General features: G+C 73.2%; 12 protein-coding genes and 1 pseudogene. 3 read left to right on the top strand and 10 right to left on the bottom strand.

Annotated elements, in window-relative coordinates:
- Nucleotides 1-3: 3 nt before the first annotated feature.
- The 8 genes from V2W30_RS32325 to V2W30_RS32290 all read right to left on the bottom strand — a co-directional run bounded on the left by V2W30_RS32325 (nucleotide 4) and on the right by V2W30_RS32290 (nucleotide 8,162).
- A complete protein-coding gene (locus V2W30_RS32325; protein WP_338702044.1) occupies nucleotides 4-1,041 on the bottom strand; it encodes an oligopeptide/dipeptide ABC transporter ATP-binding protein in 1,038 nt (345 codons plus the stop codon).
- Nucleotides 1,038-2,060, bottom strand: a complete 1,023-nt coding sequence (locus V2W30_RS32320; protein WP_338702043.1) for an ABC transporter ATP-binding protein — start codon at nucleotides 2,058-2,060, stop codon at nucleotides 1,038-1,040. Before V2W30_RS32320 ends, V2W30_RS32325 begins: the two co-directional genes overlap by 4 nt.
- The gene (locus V2W30_RS32315; RefSeq protein ID WP_338702041.1) at nucleotides 2,057-2,932 is read right to left on the bottom strand and encodes an ABC transporter permease; all 876 of its coding nucleotides are present in this window, start codon (nucleotides 2,930-2,932) and stop codon (nucleotides 2,057-2,059) included. The genes V2W30_RS32320 and V2W30_RS32315 overlap by 4 nt, the downstream gene beginning before the upstream one ends.
- Complete coding sequence (locus tag V2W30_RS32310) at nucleotides 2,929-3,882, bottom strand: ABC transporter permease (protein ID WP_338703843.1); 954 nt, start codon at nucleotides 3,880-3,882, stop codon at nucleotides 2,929-2,931. The genes V2W30_RS32315 and V2W30_RS32310 overlap by 4 nt, the downstream gene beginning before the upstream one ends.
- 50 nt (nucleotides 3,883-3,932) lie before the next feature.
- Complete coding sequence (locus V2W30_RS32305) at nucleotides 3,933-5,501, bottom strand: ABC transporter substrate-binding protein (RefSeq protein ID WP_338702040.1); 1,569 nt, start codon at nucleotides 5,499-5,501, stop codon at nucleotides 3,933-3,935.
- A 319-nt stretch (nucleotides 5,502-5,820) separates the two neighbouring features.
- Nucleotides 5,821-6,225 (bottom strand): cold shock domain-containing protein, encoded by a 405-nt coding sequence (locus tag V2W30_RS32300; RefSeq protein WP_338702039.1) that lies wholly within the window; start codon nucleotides 6,223-6,225, stop codon nucleotides 5,821-5,823.
- Nucleotides 6,226-6,309: 84 nt separating this feature from the next.
- The gene (locus V2W30_RS32295) at nucleotides 6,310-6,993 is read right to left on the bottom strand and encodes a response regulator transcription factor (protein ID WP_338702038.1); all 684 of its coding nucleotides are present in this window, start codon (nucleotides 6,991-6,993) and stop codon (nucleotides 6,310-6,312) included.
- A complete protein-coding gene (locus tag V2W30_RS32290) occupies nucleotides 6,990-8,162 on the bottom strand; it encodes a sensor histidine kinase (RefSeq protein ID WP_338702037.1) in 1,173 nt (390 codons plus the stop codon). Before V2W30_RS32290 ends, V2W30_RS32295 begins: the two co-directional genes overlap by 4 nt.
- Before the next feature lie 174 nt (nucleotides 8,163-8,336).
- Here V2W30_RS32290 and V2W30_RS32285 point away from each other — a divergent pair.
- The 3 genes and pseudogenes from V2W30_RS32285 (at nucleotide 8,337) to V2W30_RS32275 (ending at nucleotide 10,949) form a co-directional block, all read left to right on the top strand.
- Nucleotides 8,337-9,339 (top strand): annotated as a pseudogene (locus V2W30_RS32285) (carboxymuconolactone decarboxylase family protein).
- Entirely contained in the window at nucleotides 9,336-10,199 is an 864-nt protein-coding gene (locus V2W30_RS32280; protein ID WP_338702036.1) for a class I SAM-dependent methyltransferase, read from the top strand. The pseudogene V2W30_RS32285 and the gene V2W30_RS32280 overlap by 4 nt, the downstream one beginning before the upstream one ends.
- Nucleotides 10,200-10,289: 90 nt before the next feature.
- The gene (locus V2W30_RS32275; protein ID WP_338702035.1) at nucleotides 10,290-10,949 is read left to right on the top strand and encodes a hypothetical protein; all 660 of its coding nucleotides are present in this window, start codon (nucleotides 10,290-10,292) and stop codon (nucleotides 10,947-10,949) included.
- A gap of 19 nt (nucleotides 10,950-10,968) precedes the next feature.
- On the opposite strand, the gene ligA is transcribed toward V2W30_RS32275, so the two are convergent.
- Together ligA and V2W30_RS32265 are read right to left on the bottom strand one after the other, a co-directional pair.
- Nucleotides 10,969-13,053: an NAD-dependent DNA ligase LigA gene (gene ligA / locus V2W30_RS32270; protein WP_338702034.1), complete on the bottom strand. Its 2,085-nt coding sequence runs from the start codon at nucleotides 13,051-13,053 to the stop codon at nucleotides 10,969-10,971.
- Between the two features lie 56 nt (nucleotides 13,054-13,109).
- Complete coding sequence (locus V2W30_RS32265; RefSeq protein ID WP_338702033.1) at nucleotides 13,110-13,781, bottom strand: DNA alkylation repair protein; 672 nt, start codon at nucleotides 13,779-13,781, stop codon at nucleotides 13,110-13,112.
- Between the last annotated feature and the right edge of the window lie 6 nt (nucleotides 13,782-13,787).

Here is a 13,787-nt window from a genome sequence, read left to right as displayed (position 1 = left end):
CTCCTAGCGGGTGGCGGTGCGGGTGTTCGGGATCGTACGAGAGGAGTCGGCGGCAGGGGCGGCCGCGTCGGGGGCGGTGCCGTCGTCGGCGACCAGGTGGCAGGAGACCTCGCGGCCGCCGTCCAGGGTGCGCAGGACGGGTACCTCGGTGCGGCAGCGGTCCACGGCGAGCGGGCAGCGTGTGTGGAAGCGGCAGCCCGGGGGCGGCGCGAGGGGGCTGGGCAGTTCGCCGCTGAGGACGATGCGTTCGCGGGTGCGCTGGGTGACCGGGTCGGGGACGGGCGCGGCCGACAGGAGTGCCTGCGTGTAGGGGTGCTTGGGGTCGGCGAACAGCTCGCCCGTGGGCGCCTGTTCGACGATCTGGCCCAGGTACATGACGGCGATCCGGTCGGCGAGGAACTCGACGGCCGCCAGGTCGTGCGTGATGAACAGGCAGCCGAAGCCGCGGTCGCGCTGAAGGTCGGCGAGGAGGTTGAGGACCGAGGCCTGGACGGAGACGTCGAGCGCGGACGTCGGCTCGTCGGCGACCAGGAGGTCGGGGTCGACGGAGAGCGCGCGGGCGATGGAGATGCGCTGGCGCTGGCCGCCCGAGAGTTCGTGCGGGTGCCGGTCGGCGTGCTCGGGGCGCAGTCCTACCTGGGCGAGGAGTTCGGCCACGCGCGCGCGGGCCGCTTCCTTGGTCTTCGCGATGCCGTGCAGCCGGATCGGTTCGGCGATGATCTCGCCGACCGTCATGCGCGGGTCGAGCGACGAGGACGGGTCCTGGAAGACCAGGTGGAAGTCCTTGCGCAGGGGTCGAAGGGCGCGCCGCGACAGGGTCGTCACGTCCGTGCCGTTGATCCGGACCGTGCCGGAGGTGGGGTCGTCGAGGCGTACGGCGCAGCGGCCGACGGTCGACTTGCCGCTGCCGGACTCGCCGACGAGGCCGACGACCTCGCCGCGGCCGACGGTCAGGGTGACGCCGTCGGCGGCGCGCACGGTGCCGCCGGAGCCCGCGAAGTGCCGTTCCAGGGCGACGAGTTCAAGGACCGGGGTGCTCATGGGGCGATCGCCTCCTGGAGGGTGTGCGGGTGCCAGCAGGCGGCGCGGTGCGTGGCGTCGGCCCCGGCGTCGGCGCTGACCGCCTTGAAGCCGGGGCGGCCGGTGGTGCAGGTGTCGTCGGCGCGGGCGCAGCGCGGCGCGAACGTGCAGGCGTCGGGCTGCGCGTCGAGGCTCGGCACCAGGCCGGGGATCTCGGGCAGTCGCCGCTTGCCGGTGCCGCCGGGCTTGAGGACGGCGGAGAGCAGACCGCGCGTGTACGGGTGCCGGGGTGTGGCGAACAGCTCGTCCACCGGGGCCTGTTCGACGGGGCGGCCCGCGTACATGACGAGGACGCGGTCGGCGATGTCGGCGACGACCCCCAGGTCGTGCGTGATGAGCACGATGGCGGTGCCGAGTCGCTCGCGCAGCGACTGGAGCACTTCCAGGATGCCCGCCTGGACGGTGACGTCGAGGGCCGTCGTCGGCTCGTCGGCGATGAGGACCGTCGGGTCGCAGGCGACCGCGATGGCGATCATCACGCGCTGGCGCATGCCGCCGGACAGCTGGTGCGGGTACTCGTCGACGCGCTCGGCGGGCGCCGGGATGCCGACGAGTTCGAGGAGTTCGACGGCACGCGCGCGTGCCTCCTTCCTGCCGAGCCCCTGGTGGCGGCGGAGCACCTCGCCGATCTGCCGCCCGATGGTGAGCACCGGGTTCAGGGACGTCATGGGCTCCTGGAAGATCATGGCCATGTCCTTGCCGCGGATCTTCCCGTACGCCTTGTCGTCGGCGCCCGCGAGTTCCTTCCCGCCGAGCCGGATCGAACCGGTGATGCGCGCGGTGGGCGGGAGGAGCCCCATCACGGCCATCGACGTGACGGACTTGCCGCACCCCGACTCGCCCACGACCGCGAGGACCTCGCCGGCGTGGACGTCGTACGAGAGGTGGTCCACGGCGTGGACGGTGCGGGTGTCGGACCGGAAGGAGACCGAGAGGTCCCGGACGCTGAGCACCGGTGCGGCGGGAACGGGTGTGGTCATCGGGTCGCTCCACGGGGGTCGAGGACGTCGCGCAGGCCGTCGCCGAGCAGGTTGAACGCCAGGGTCGCGGCGACGACCGCGAGACCGGGGAACACGGCCATCCAGGGCGCGGGCGCGAGGAAGGACTGGGCGGACGACAGCATCACGCCGAGGGACGGGTCGGGCGGCTGCACGCCGAGGCCGAGGAAGCTGAGCAGGGCCTCGCTGATGATGGCGGCGGGGATGCCGACGGTGGCCTGGACGGTGAGCGCGGACGTCGCGTTCGGGAGGATGTGCCGGAACAGGACGGTGCCGTCACCGCCGCCGTTGGCGACGGCCGCGGCCACGTAGTCGACGTGCTTGAGGCGCAGCGTCTCGGCTCGGGTGATCCGGATGACGGCCGGGATCTGCGAGATGCCGATGGCGATGGTCGCGTTGGTCAGGGACGGGCCGAGGACGGCGGCGAGGCCGACGGCCAGGACCAGGAAGGGGAACGCGAGCATCGTGTCGGTGACGCGCGAGACGACGCTGTCGGCGATCTTCCCGTAGTACCCGGCGAGCAGGCCGAGCGGTACGCCGACGAGGAACGCGAGCACGACCGCGAGGACGCCGACCTGCATGGAGGCCCGCGCCCCGAACACGACGCGGGAGAGCTGGTCGCGGCCGAGGTCGTCGGTGCCGAGCCAGTGGGTCCAGCTCGGCGCCGCGAGGACGTGTGCGAAGTCCGGACGTGACGGGTCGTACGGGGCGACGAGCGGCGCGAACAGCGCGACGAGCACGAAGACCGCGGCGACGACGCCCCCGGTCATGGCGAGCTTGTTCCTGCGCAGGGCGCGCAGCTTGCCGTTGCCAGCGATCCGGGCGCGGACCGTCGTGAGGGCGAGCGTGGTCACCGGGCACCTCCGAGCCGGATGCGCGGGTCGATGACCGAGTACGCCACGTCGACCAGCAGGTTGATGAAGATGTACGCGAAGGACGTGCACAGGACGACGCCCTGCAAGGTCGCGTAGTCACGGGTGAACACGGCGTCGATGGTGAGCTTGCCGAAGCCGGGGAGCACGAAGATCTGCTCGGTGACGACCGCGCCGGAGATCAGGTGGCCCAGTTGCAGGCCGAGCACGGTCACGACGGTGACGAGCGAGTTGCGCAGCGCGTGACCGCCGATGACCTCGCGGCGCGACAGGCCCTTGGCGCGGGCCGTGCGGACGTAGTCGGCGGAGAGCGAGTCGAGCATCGCGGCGCGGGTCTGGCGCATGACGACGGCGGCGAGCCCGGAGCCGAGGACGATCGAGGGCAGCACCATGCGGCGCAGGTTGTCGAGCGGGTCGGTGCCGAAGGGCACGAAACCGGAGGCCGCGAAGACGGGGACGGCGATGGCGAAGGCGAGCACGAGGACGATGCCCAGCCAGAACGTCGGCACCGAGAGGCCCAGCAGGGCGAGGGCGTTGGCGATCCACTCGGCGGGCCTGCCGCGGCGCACGGCCGCGACGACACCCGCGCCGATGCCGAGCACGACGGCCAGCAGCAGGGACAGCGCGGCGAGTTCGAGGGTGACGGGCAGCGCCTGGGCGATGGCGTCGGAGACGGGCAGGCCGGTGCGCGAGGACGTACCGAGGTCGCCCTGGAGGGCGTGGCCGATGAAGCGCCCGTACTGGACGACGATGTTGTCGTCGAGCCCGTACTCGGAGCGGATCGCGGCGAGCGCCTCGGGGCTGCGCTCCTCGCCCGCGAGGGCGAGCGCCGGGTCGCCGGGGAGCGCGCGGATGCCCGCGAAGACGACGATCGAGACGAGGAAGAGCGTGACGACGGACTGGCGCACGCGCGTCAGGACGTACGAGGCCATGGGGTGGCGGGCGAGCAACCCCGGCCGCCGCACGGTGATCTGAGCGGTCGTCACTTGGCGTACCCCGCATCCTTCACGCGGATCAGTCCGTCGCCGTAGACGCGTACGCCGGCGACGTCCTTCCCCGCGACGACGTAGTTCTTCTGGCGGTAGAGGTAGATGAGCGCGCGGGCTTCATTGGCGCGGCGCGTCAACTCGGCGTAGATCTTGGCGCGTTCGGCGGGGTCGGCCTCGGCGCGGCCGCGTTCGATGAGGGCGTCGATCTTCGCGTCGGAGAGGCCGTAGGCGTTCATGGCGCCCTTGGTCCGGAGGAAGCTGGCGATGTTGCCGTCCGGGTCGAGCCGTCCCGACCAGCCGCTGTTGAAGGCCTCGTAGTGGCCGTCGTCGGTCTCCTCGAGCATCGTCGCGTACTCGGTGGGGCGCAGCGTGACGGCGAATCCGGCGTCCTTGGCCATGGCCTGGACGACCTGGCCGATGCGGCTCCACTCGGGGGTCGTGGACGTCTTGAGCTCGATGTGCACGGGCGTCTTGACGCCCGCGTCCTTCAACAGCCGCTTGGCGCGGGCGACATCGCGCTTCGGGCACCGCGACGCCCGCACGCCGGGCGCGAGCGCCGACTCGGGCGAGACGGGGCCGCACGCGGGCTCGTACATGCCCTGGAAGACGACCTTGTTGATGAGGTCGCGGTCGATGGAGAGCTCGAAGGCCTCGCGGACGCGGGCGTCGCGGGCGAGCGGGGTGTCGACGCGGCCGGGCGCCTGGCCGAGGCCCTTCACGTTGCCGACGTTGATGCCGATGCCCTGGTAGCCGAGGGAGGGCGAGTTGAAGAGCTGGAGCTTGCTGTCGGTGAGGGCGCTCTTCACGTCGACGGGGACCATCTGGTCGCCGACCTGGATGTCGCCGGAGCGCAGGTTGGCGAGGCGGACGCTGCCGTCGGGGATGGGATTGTAGACCACCTTGTCGAGATGGACGGTGTCGGCGTCGTAGTAGTGCGTGTCCTTGGCCAGGACGATGCGGTCGCCGCCGACCCGCTCGACGAACCTGAACGGGCCGACGCAGGACGGGTGGTTGGTGAAGTCCTTGCCGTACTTCTTGAGCGCGGTCGGCGACATGACCATGCCGGAGCGGTCGGCGAGGACGGCGGTGAGCGGGACGTAGGGCTGCTTGAGCGTGAGTTTCACGCCGTACGTGCCGGTGGCCTCCACCGCCTTCAGCGGGGCGAGTTCGGTGGCGCGGGCCGATCCCGCGAGGTCGCGGTGGCGCAGCAGCGAGGTGACGACGGCGGCCGCGTCCAGCTTCGTGCCGTCGCTGAACTCCGCGTCCCGGCGGACGTCGAAGGTGACGGTGCGGCCGTCGGCGGAGACTTTCGGCAGGGCCGTCGCGAGCTGCGGCACGACCTTGCCCTGCGCGTCGACGTCGTAGAGCTTCTCGCACATGCCGGCGAAGACGGTGCGGCCCACGAGGGTCTGCGCGAGGGTCGGGTCGAGTTTGTCGGGGTCCGCGTTGAGGGCGACGGTGAGGGTGCCGCCGTCGCGGACGGGGCGGTCGTCGGTCATCCGCTCCCCGCCGACCTCGGTGGCCGAGGACTGCAGGGAGCCGCAGCCCGCCGTTGTGGACATCACCAAGGCAACTGCCGCGAGGGCAACCGCTGTTCGGCGCACGAGGACATACCTCCGCCAGGGAAGAGATCCGCAGGAAACCGTGGGCGCCCAGGGGCTGCCCGCCGGAAACCTGTGGGCGATCAAGGAATACCGCAGAACGTATTTCGCATACAGTCCGCGAGACAAGGGGGTTGTCCGGATGTCGGACGCAATTCGATGAAGATTGAATAACCGGGCACGACATCGCGGGAGAAGAGGGGAAGAACGGACAGGGCCCGGACCGAGTACGTCGACTCGGCCCGGGCCCCGGGCGGTTCACCTGCGAGGGATCAGCGGATCAGCTGTCCACCCAGCCGTGCTTGCGGCCGTTCTGCACCAGCTCGCGGCGGATCGCCAGGATCTGTTCCCCGGTGAGGGACGGGCCGGCGCGCAACAGCAGTTCCGTGACCTCGCTCGTGAACTCGTCGACGCGCAGCACGTCGCACAGGACGTCGTCGCCGTCGGCCGCCGCGTGCCGCGCGGGCGCCGGGGCGAAGGCGCCCTCGGCGAGCCGGACCGACGACGCCTTGGGGCCGCGGTCGCCGTCCTCGATCTCGAACTCGACCTTCAGGCCCGTGCGCAGATACGACTCGGGGATCAGAAGGTCGTTCACATGCAGGAAGACGTCCTCCCCGCCGTCGTCCGGCGCGATGAACCCGTAACCGCGCGCTCCGTCGAAGCGCACCACACGACCAGCGGCCACAGCCGACCCCCCACCACCATGGCGGACCCGGCGTCCGCGCCCTCAGCAACTGGTGCGGATCCTAGCGGGCACGTCCGGGCGATCCTACGAAGGTGCCTGCTCGGCGCCCCGGTCACGCGCGGTCACGAGACCGGACTCGTACGCGAACACGACGAGTTGCGCCCGGTCGCGGGCGCCGAGCTTGGTCATGGCCCGGCTGACGTGGGTCTTGGCGGTGAACGGGCTGATCACCATGTGCGCGGCGATCTCCTCGTTGGTCAGGCCGCGCGCGGCGAGCGCGGTGACCTCGCGCTCGCGCGGGGTCAGGCCCTCCAGGCCCGGCGCGGTCGCCCGGTCCGGCGGCCGGGCCACGAACTCGCCGATGAGGCGGCGCGTCACGGACGGCGAAAGCAGGGCGTCGCCCCGCGCGACGACCGCGATGCCGGCGAGCAGGTCCTCCGGCTCGCTGTCCTTGAGCAGGAAGCCGGACGCGCCCGCGCGCAGCGCCTCGAAGACGTACTCGTCGAGGCCGTAGTTGGTGAGAATGACGACCCGCACACGGGCCAGGGCGGGGTCGGCGGCGATCCGCCGGGTCGCCTCGATCCCGCTGGTGCCCGGCATCTGCACGTCCATCAGGACGACGTCGGGAACCCGGGCGCGCACGAGCCGGACGCCCTCCTCCCCGTCCCCGGCCTCCCCCACCACCTCGATGCCGTCCTCGGCGTCGAGGAGCGCGCGGAAGCCGGCCCGCATGAGCGCCTGGTCGTCGACGAGGGCGACCCGGATCACGACGCGGCTCCGGCCGCGGCGGCCCGCGCCACCGCGTCCAGCGGGAGCACCGCCCGCACCTCGAAGCCGCCCCGCGCGCGCGGGCCCGCCGTCAGCGTGCCGCCCAGCGCCGTGACGCGCTCCCGCATCCCGGTCAGGCCCGTGCCCTCCGTGGGCGGACGCCCCTCGGCGGCGGCGCCGTCGTCCGTCACGCGCACCGTCAACTCCCGCTCCCCGTAGCCGAGCTGGACCTCCACCCGGGCCTCGCGGCCCGCGTGACGCGCCACGTTCGTCAAGGTCTCCTGGACGATCCGGTACACCGCGCGGTCGACCGGCGCCGGGTGCGGGCGCTCGCGTCCGGTGACGGTGAGCGTGGCGTCGATCCCCGCCGAGCAGGCCCGCTCGACCAGCAGCGCGGGCGTACCGGTCGGCTCGTCGGTGCGCAACACACCGAGCGTGGACCGCAGTTCGCGCATCGCCTCGCCGCTCGCCTCCTGGATGGCGAGCAGCGCCGGCGGTACCTCCTCGCCGCGCTTGCGGGCGAGGTGCACCGCGACGCCCGCCTGGAGCTTGACGATCGAGATGCTGTGGGTCAGCGAGTCGTGCAGCTCGCGGGCGATCCGCAGCCGCTCCTCGCCCGCGCGGCGCAGCGCCGCCTCCTCGCGGGTCCGCTCGGCCTCCAGGGCCCGCTGCTCGGTCTGGCGCAGATACGCCTGCCAGTTCTTGTCGGCGAGCCCCGTCACGACCGCGCACAGGAACCAGCCGGCGAGCAGCAGCCCGCGGGTGACCGCCCCGTCGTGCGCGAGCGCGTCCCGCACGGTGTACAGGGTGAGGAAGGCGCCCGCCGCGAGGGCGCCGAGGCCGCGGTGCCCGGCACGGGCCGCCGTGTGCACGGAGCTGAGCACCGGGAGCGCCGCCAGCGGATCGGGATGTGCGTGCAGGGCATAGGCCGAGGTCAGCGCGGTCGAGGCCAGGAGGACCGCGCGCGGCGCCCGCCGGTACGCCGCGAGCGACGCGGCCGCCGCGACCATCAGCAGGTAGTCGGCCGGCGCCGCTCCGTCCCCGAGCGCCGCGCCGAGCACGACGAGGGCGCCGACCACGACGGCGAGCACCGCATCACCGCGGTACGCACGCCACGACGTCGTCGTCGGCGGTGCCGCGTTCCCCTTCTCCACCACATCCCCCTGCATTCCTCGAAGGTTAGACGCGCCCACCGACGGCGTCCCTCCGTCGCGAGGACCGCTCCGCGGGCGCGGCTACTCCCCCGGGAGTAGATCGAGCTGGGCTCCGCCGTACGACGACCCGGCCCGCCCCGCCGGGCGAGCCTGTGGGGGTCGAAGGACCGATCGCCCCGAGGAGTCGCCATGGCAGGCCAGTTCCGCCACACCGATCCACCCGCCCCGAAGTCCGCCACCGGTACCGCCGCCGCGGTCTACGCGCAGACCGCGACCGACTTCGGCATCACGCATCCGCCGACGCTGGTCGTCCTGGCCTCGGCGCCCGAACTCCTCGCGCCCACCTGGGCGTTGCTGCGGGAGTCGCTCATCGCGGGCAGCGGCTCGCGCACCGACCGCGAGCTGGTCGCGGCCGGCGCCTCCCTCGCGAACCGCTGCCCGTTCTGCGTGGACGCGCACGCCGTGCTGCTGCACGCGAACGGGGACCACGGCCTCGGCGAGTCGGTGGCGCGCGCCGAGACGCCGCGCGACGCCCGCGCGGCGCGGCTCCTGGAGTGGGGCCGCGCCTCCCGCCTGCCGGGCTCCGCCGCGCTGCTTCCGCCGCCGTTCCCGCGCGCCGACCTCGCCTCGCACCTGGGGACCGCGCTCACCTTCCACTTCATCAACCGGATCGTGTCCGCGCTGCTCACCGAGAGCCTGCTGCCGGGCGGCGCCCAGCGCGTGAAGGCGATCCGCTCGCTCGCGGGCCGCAGCATGTCCCGCGTCGTGCGTGCGGACCACACGCCCGGCACGTCCCTCGCCCTGCTCGACTCCCCGGCGCCGGGCCCGCGTGGGCGGCGGGGACGTCCGTCGGCCCGGCCTACGACGCCCTGCGGACCGCCGCGACGAAGGGAGCCGGGCTGCTCGACGACGCCGACCTGGACCTCGTGCAGGAGACGGTGGCCGGGTGGGACGGGTCCCATCCGCCGACGGTCTGGCCCGGGTTGCCGGACCGGCGCGAGCGGCCGGGGCGCGGCTCGCGCTGCTCGCCGCGCTCGCGCCGTACCGGATCACGGACGAGGACGTCGCAGCGTGGCGGGTACCGCCGTTCACCGATCACTGCCTGGTGCAGCTGATCGCGTACGGGGCGTTCGCCGCCGTCGACCGGATCGAGTCCGCGCTGCCCGTGCCGCGCCTCCTGGAGACGTCATGACGACGACCACCGGAACACGCCGCGGCGACCCCTGGAACGGCGCGCTCGGCCGGCACTGGGCCGCCCACGACCAGCGGTTCGACGCGATGCTCGGCGACATCGACGACGCGCTGTTCGCGGCGGCGGACATCGGCCCCGGCGACCGGGTGCTCGACATCGGCTGCGGGGCCGGGGCGACGACACGGACCGCCGCGCGGCTCGCGGCCCCCGGGCACGCCGTCGGCGTCGACATCTCGGGGCCGCTCGTGGAGCGGGCACGGGCCCGCACCGCCGAGGAGGGCGTGGGCAACGCCGCGTACGAACTCGGCGACGCGCAGACGCACCGCTTCCCGCCCGGCGGCTACGACGTCGCGATCAGCCGCGGCGGCGTGATGTTCTTCGACGACCACGTGACGGCGTTCGCCAACGTGGCGCGCGCGCTGCGCCGGGGCGGCAGGCTCGTCTTCGTCTGCCCACGCGCCCCGGGACCGCAGAGCGAGGAGAGCACCGCACTCGGCCTGTTCGCCCGGCGCCTGGCGGAGGACGCGCCGGACGGTGCCCAGGCCGAGGCCGACCCCGACGCGCGCGCCGCGCACACCGCGATGGCGTCCCTGGCCGAGCCGTACCAGGTGCACGCCGCGCTGCACCGCACGTACGAGCGGATCGCGGTCAACCCGGTGGACGTGCACACCCGCTGGGGCGATTCCCCGGCGGACGCCGTCGACTTCCTGCTCTCCCGCACCCCGCGGCGGCAGGTGTCCGCCGCGACGCGCGCCGCGCTGGAGGACACGCTCCGCCCGTACGCGACGGCGCGTGGTGTCAGGACGCGCGCGGGCGTGTGGCTCGTCACCGCCGTACGCCGGGACGATGCCCGTGTGTGATGTCGGGGTGACAGAAGTGGCGGTATCGCCGCACAGCAACTCGTGTGACACTGGCGTCCCCCACCCCACCTGACGTAAGGGACGTACGCCGTGCGTTCTCTCCCGCTTCCGGTCACCCTGGCGGCCCGGTTGCTGCCGGTCGCCGTGCTCGCCTGCGTGGGCTGGGCCTGGTCCACCGGGCCGATGGCCGAGCCCGCCGCGAAGGACCACGACGGGGCGAGCCCGCAGTCGTCGGCGCCGCAGAGCCCCAGCGCGAGCGTGGCGGCCAAGACGTATCCCGAGCCGCCCGTCCCGTGCGACGCGGTCGACGCGAAGACCGTCGGCTCGCTCGTCCCGGGCGCGAAGCCGGCCGGCAAGGAGCTGTCGGCGACCGACGAGTCGGTGCGCCGCGGCTGCTCCTGGAGCGCGCTCAAGGGCTTCGACTACCGCTGGCTCGACGTCTCCTTCGAGATGAAGGGCTCCGACGCACTGGCGAAAGAGGCCTTCACGAGCAACGCGAACGGCGAGGCGCGGTCCGGACTCGGCGACGAGGCCCGCCTGACGACGGGCCTGACCACGAAGGACAAGCAGGAGACCCGTGAGGCCGTCGTGACGGTCCGCAAGGCCAACGCCCTGGTCACCGTCACCTACAACGGCAGCGACTTCGAGTCGAAGGGCGCGCCGTCGGCCGACACCGTGCGCAAGGGCGCGCTGGAGGCGGCGAAGGACGCGCTCGGCGCGCTGGAGTCCGGCGGCGGCGCCGCGTCCTGACGCCGCCCCGGTCCCTCGCTCAGTCGAGGAAGTCGGCGACCATCGCCGCGAACTCGTCCGGGTCGGCGAGCCGGATGCCGAGGCTCTCGGCCTTGGCCCGCTTCGATCCGGCGCCCTCGCCGGCGACGACGAGGCTGGTGTTCTTCGAGACGCTCCCGGACGACTTGCCGCCCGCGCGCTCGATCAGCTCGTTCATCTGGTTGCGGGACAGGCTCTCCAGCGGTCCTGTCATGGCGCCGGTGACGACGACCTTCATCCCGGCCAACGGGCCGGCGGGCCCGGCCACTTGATCCTCCGCCGCCTCGACGGGCGGGGTCGCGCCGGGCTCGGTCATCCCGAGACCGGCGGCCGCGAGACGGTCGATCTGGTCGGCGAGCTCCGCGAGTTCCGCGACGATCACCGGGGCCTTCTCCGCGCCGATCCCCTCGACCCGCTGCATCGCCTCGGCATCCGCCGCGCGGATCGCGTCCATCGTGGCGAAGTGGCGGGCGATGCGGCGGGACATGGAGCGGCCCGTGCCGCGCACGCCCAGCGCGCACAGGACCCGGGACAGCGGCTGCCGCCGGGCGGCTTCGAGGGCGGCGAGGAGATTGTCGGTGCTGGTCTCGCCCATCCGCTCCAGGCCGAGCAGCTGCTCGCGCGTGACGCGGTCGAACAGGTCGGGCAGCGCGGTCACGAACCCGGCCTCGACGAGCTGCACGACACGGGAGTGGCCGAGGCCCTCGATGTCGAGCTGGTCGCGACCCGCGGCGTACGAGATCGCCGCCACCAGGTGGCAGTTGCGGCCGCGCTCGCACCGCCAGCGCTGCTCCCCGGTGTCGATGCCGGATCCGCACTGCGGGCACGCGGACGGGAAGACGATCTCCGTCTCGTCGCCGGTGCGCAGGTGCGCGACCGGGGCCTCGATGCGGGGAATGATGTCGCCCGCCTTGTAGACCATGACCTGGTCGCCGATGCGCAGGTCGCGGCGGGTGATGTCGGACGGGTTGTGCAGCGTGGCGTACGTGACGGTGGAGCCGTCGATCTCGACCGGCTCCAGGACCGCGCGCGGGGCGATGATCCCGGTACGGCCCACGTTCCACTCGACGCCGAGCAGCTTGGTGATCTTCTCGACGGCGGGCAGCTTGAACGCGACGGCCCAGCGCGGCGCGCGCGTCCCGGAGCCGGCCGTCTGCTGGTCGGCGGCGAGGTCGGCCTTGACGACGATCCCGTCGATGCCGAACGGCAGCTCCGCGCGGCGCGCGGCGATCTCCTTCACCCGGGCGAGGACCTCGTCGACGGTGTCGACCACGACGCCCGGGACCTCGGTGGTCGCGGGGGTGTTCACGCCGTACCCGGCGGCCCGGTCGAGCAGCGCGCCGTGCGCGGCGGCGCCGAGCTCGGCGGCGAGCTCCTCGCCGGTGTCGGGCAACGGCAGCAGCCCGTAGCCGAAGAACGTCATGGGCACCGTGTAGGCGCGGTCCTTCGCGCGCAGGGTGCCCGCCGCCGCGTTGCGCGGGTTCGCGAAGGGGGCTCCGCCGTGCTCGGTGCGCACCTGGTTGGCGTACTCGAACTGGGCGAGGGTCATGAGGACCTCGCCGCGCACCTCGACGGTGACGGGCTCGACCAGCGTCTCGGGCAGCCCCTCGATGGTGCCGATCGCGTGCGAGACGTCCTCGCCCGCGGTCCCGTCGCCACGGGTGATCAGGCGGCTCAGCCGTCCGTCGACGTAGCGGGCGGCGATCGCGAGGCCGTCCAGCTTGGGCTGCACGTTCCACCGCGTCACGGGCCGGCCGATGCGGCGCTCCAGGGAGGCGGCCCAGGTGGTGAACTCCTCGTCCGAGAAGACGTTGTCCAGGCTCAGCATCACCACCGTGTGCGCGACGTCGCCCTCGACCGCGCCACCGGCGACCTTCCCCGACGGCGACTCGGGCAGCACCTCCTCGGGGTGCGCGTCCTCGTACGCGGCGATGGCCCGCGCCAGCCGGTCGTACGCGTCGTCGTCGAGCACCGAGGTGCCGCCCTCGTAGTAGGCGGCGGCCGCGGCCCTGGCCTGCTCCACGGCGGCGGCGTAGGCGGCGGCGTCGGACAGCGGGGAACCCGGAACGGCAGAAGTCGTCGTCATGCGTTCATCCTGCCTGCCACCACTGACAATCCCGCCGGAGCGGGCCCGTGCCCGGGTCAGCCGGCGTTCGCCCGGCGCACCATCTCGCCGATCCACACCGGGGCGTACGGAGACGTGCACCCCTTCGGCGTCGGATAGTCCTTGAGCACCCCGAGGCGCTCCCCGATCCCGATCGCCCGGTCCCGGCAGGCGGCGTGCTCGATGCCGATCTGGGCCAGGCAGTGGTTCATCGCCCACTGGAGGCGGTCCGGGGCGTCCTTCATCTGCTCCTCGATGACGTCGAGCAGTCCCGCGAGGTCGAGGTCCTCCGGCTTCTTCGCCACGCGTTCGGTGGTCAGCGCCCAGCCGGCGCTCGCGACCACCGGATCCGGATCGGCGATCCAGGCGAGCCGCAGCTCCTGCGCGTGCGGGCTCTTCTTCACCACGTAGTTCACGAGCCAGTCGTGCACCTTGGGCGTACGGGCCTCGCGCAGCATGGTGTCGAGGTCGCCGCGCGGGAACGCCTTCGGGCGGCAGATCAGGAGCGCGAGCAGCCGCGCCGCGGTGTCGCCCGTCGCCCAGAGCTCGACCGCGAGCTCCTGCTGCGTCCTCAGCCGCTTCGCGAGCGCGCGCAGCTTGCCGAGGTTCACGCCGTGGTCGTCACCGTGCTTCTCGTTGACGGCGCGCGCCTTCGGGTCCTCCAGAGCGGCCAGCTCGGCCCTGACCTCGGCCACTGTCGTCCCGGCCACCGCGAC

The organism is Streptomyces sp. Q6 (assembly GCF_036967205.1).
GTDB classification, from domain to species: domain Bacteria; phylum Actinomycetota; class Actinomycetes; order Streptomycetales; family Streptomycetaceae; genus Streptomyces; species Streptomyces citrinus.
Note: the sequence above shows the minus strand (reverse complement) of the source record. Positions and strands in the feature narration are given on the sequence as shown.

Bases quoted from the DNA above. Each gene is read 5' to 3' on its own strand.
- V2W30_RS32320 (WP_338702043.1), bottom strand. From the start codon at position 2,060: ATGACCACACCCGTTCCCGCCGCACCGGTGCTCAGCGTCCGGGACCTC.
- V2W30_RS32310 (WP_338703843.1), bottom strand. From the start codon at position 3,882: ATGGCCTCGTACGTCCTGACGCGCGTGCGCCAGTCCGTCGTCACGCTC.
- V2W30_RS32280 (WP_338702036.1), top strand. From the start codon at position 9,336: ATGACGACGACCACCGGAACACGCCGCGGCGACCCCTGGAACGGCGCG.
- V2W30_RS32325 (WP_338702044.1), bottom strand. From the start codon at position 1,041: ATGAGCACCCCGGTCCTTGAACTCGTCGCCCTGGAACGGCACTTCGCG.
- V2W30_RS32305 (WP_338702040.1), bottom strand. From the start codon at position 5,501: ATGTCCACAACGGCGGGCTGCGGCTCCCTGCAGTCCTCGGCCACCGAG.
- ligA (WP_338702034.1), bottom strand. From the start codon at position 13,053: ATGACGACGACTTCTGCCGTTCCGGGTTCCCCGCTGTCCGACGCCGCC.
- V2W30_RS32290 (WP_338702037.1), bottom strand. From the start codon at position 8,162: ATGCAGGGGGATGTGGTGGAGAAGGGGAACGCGGCACCGCCGACGACG.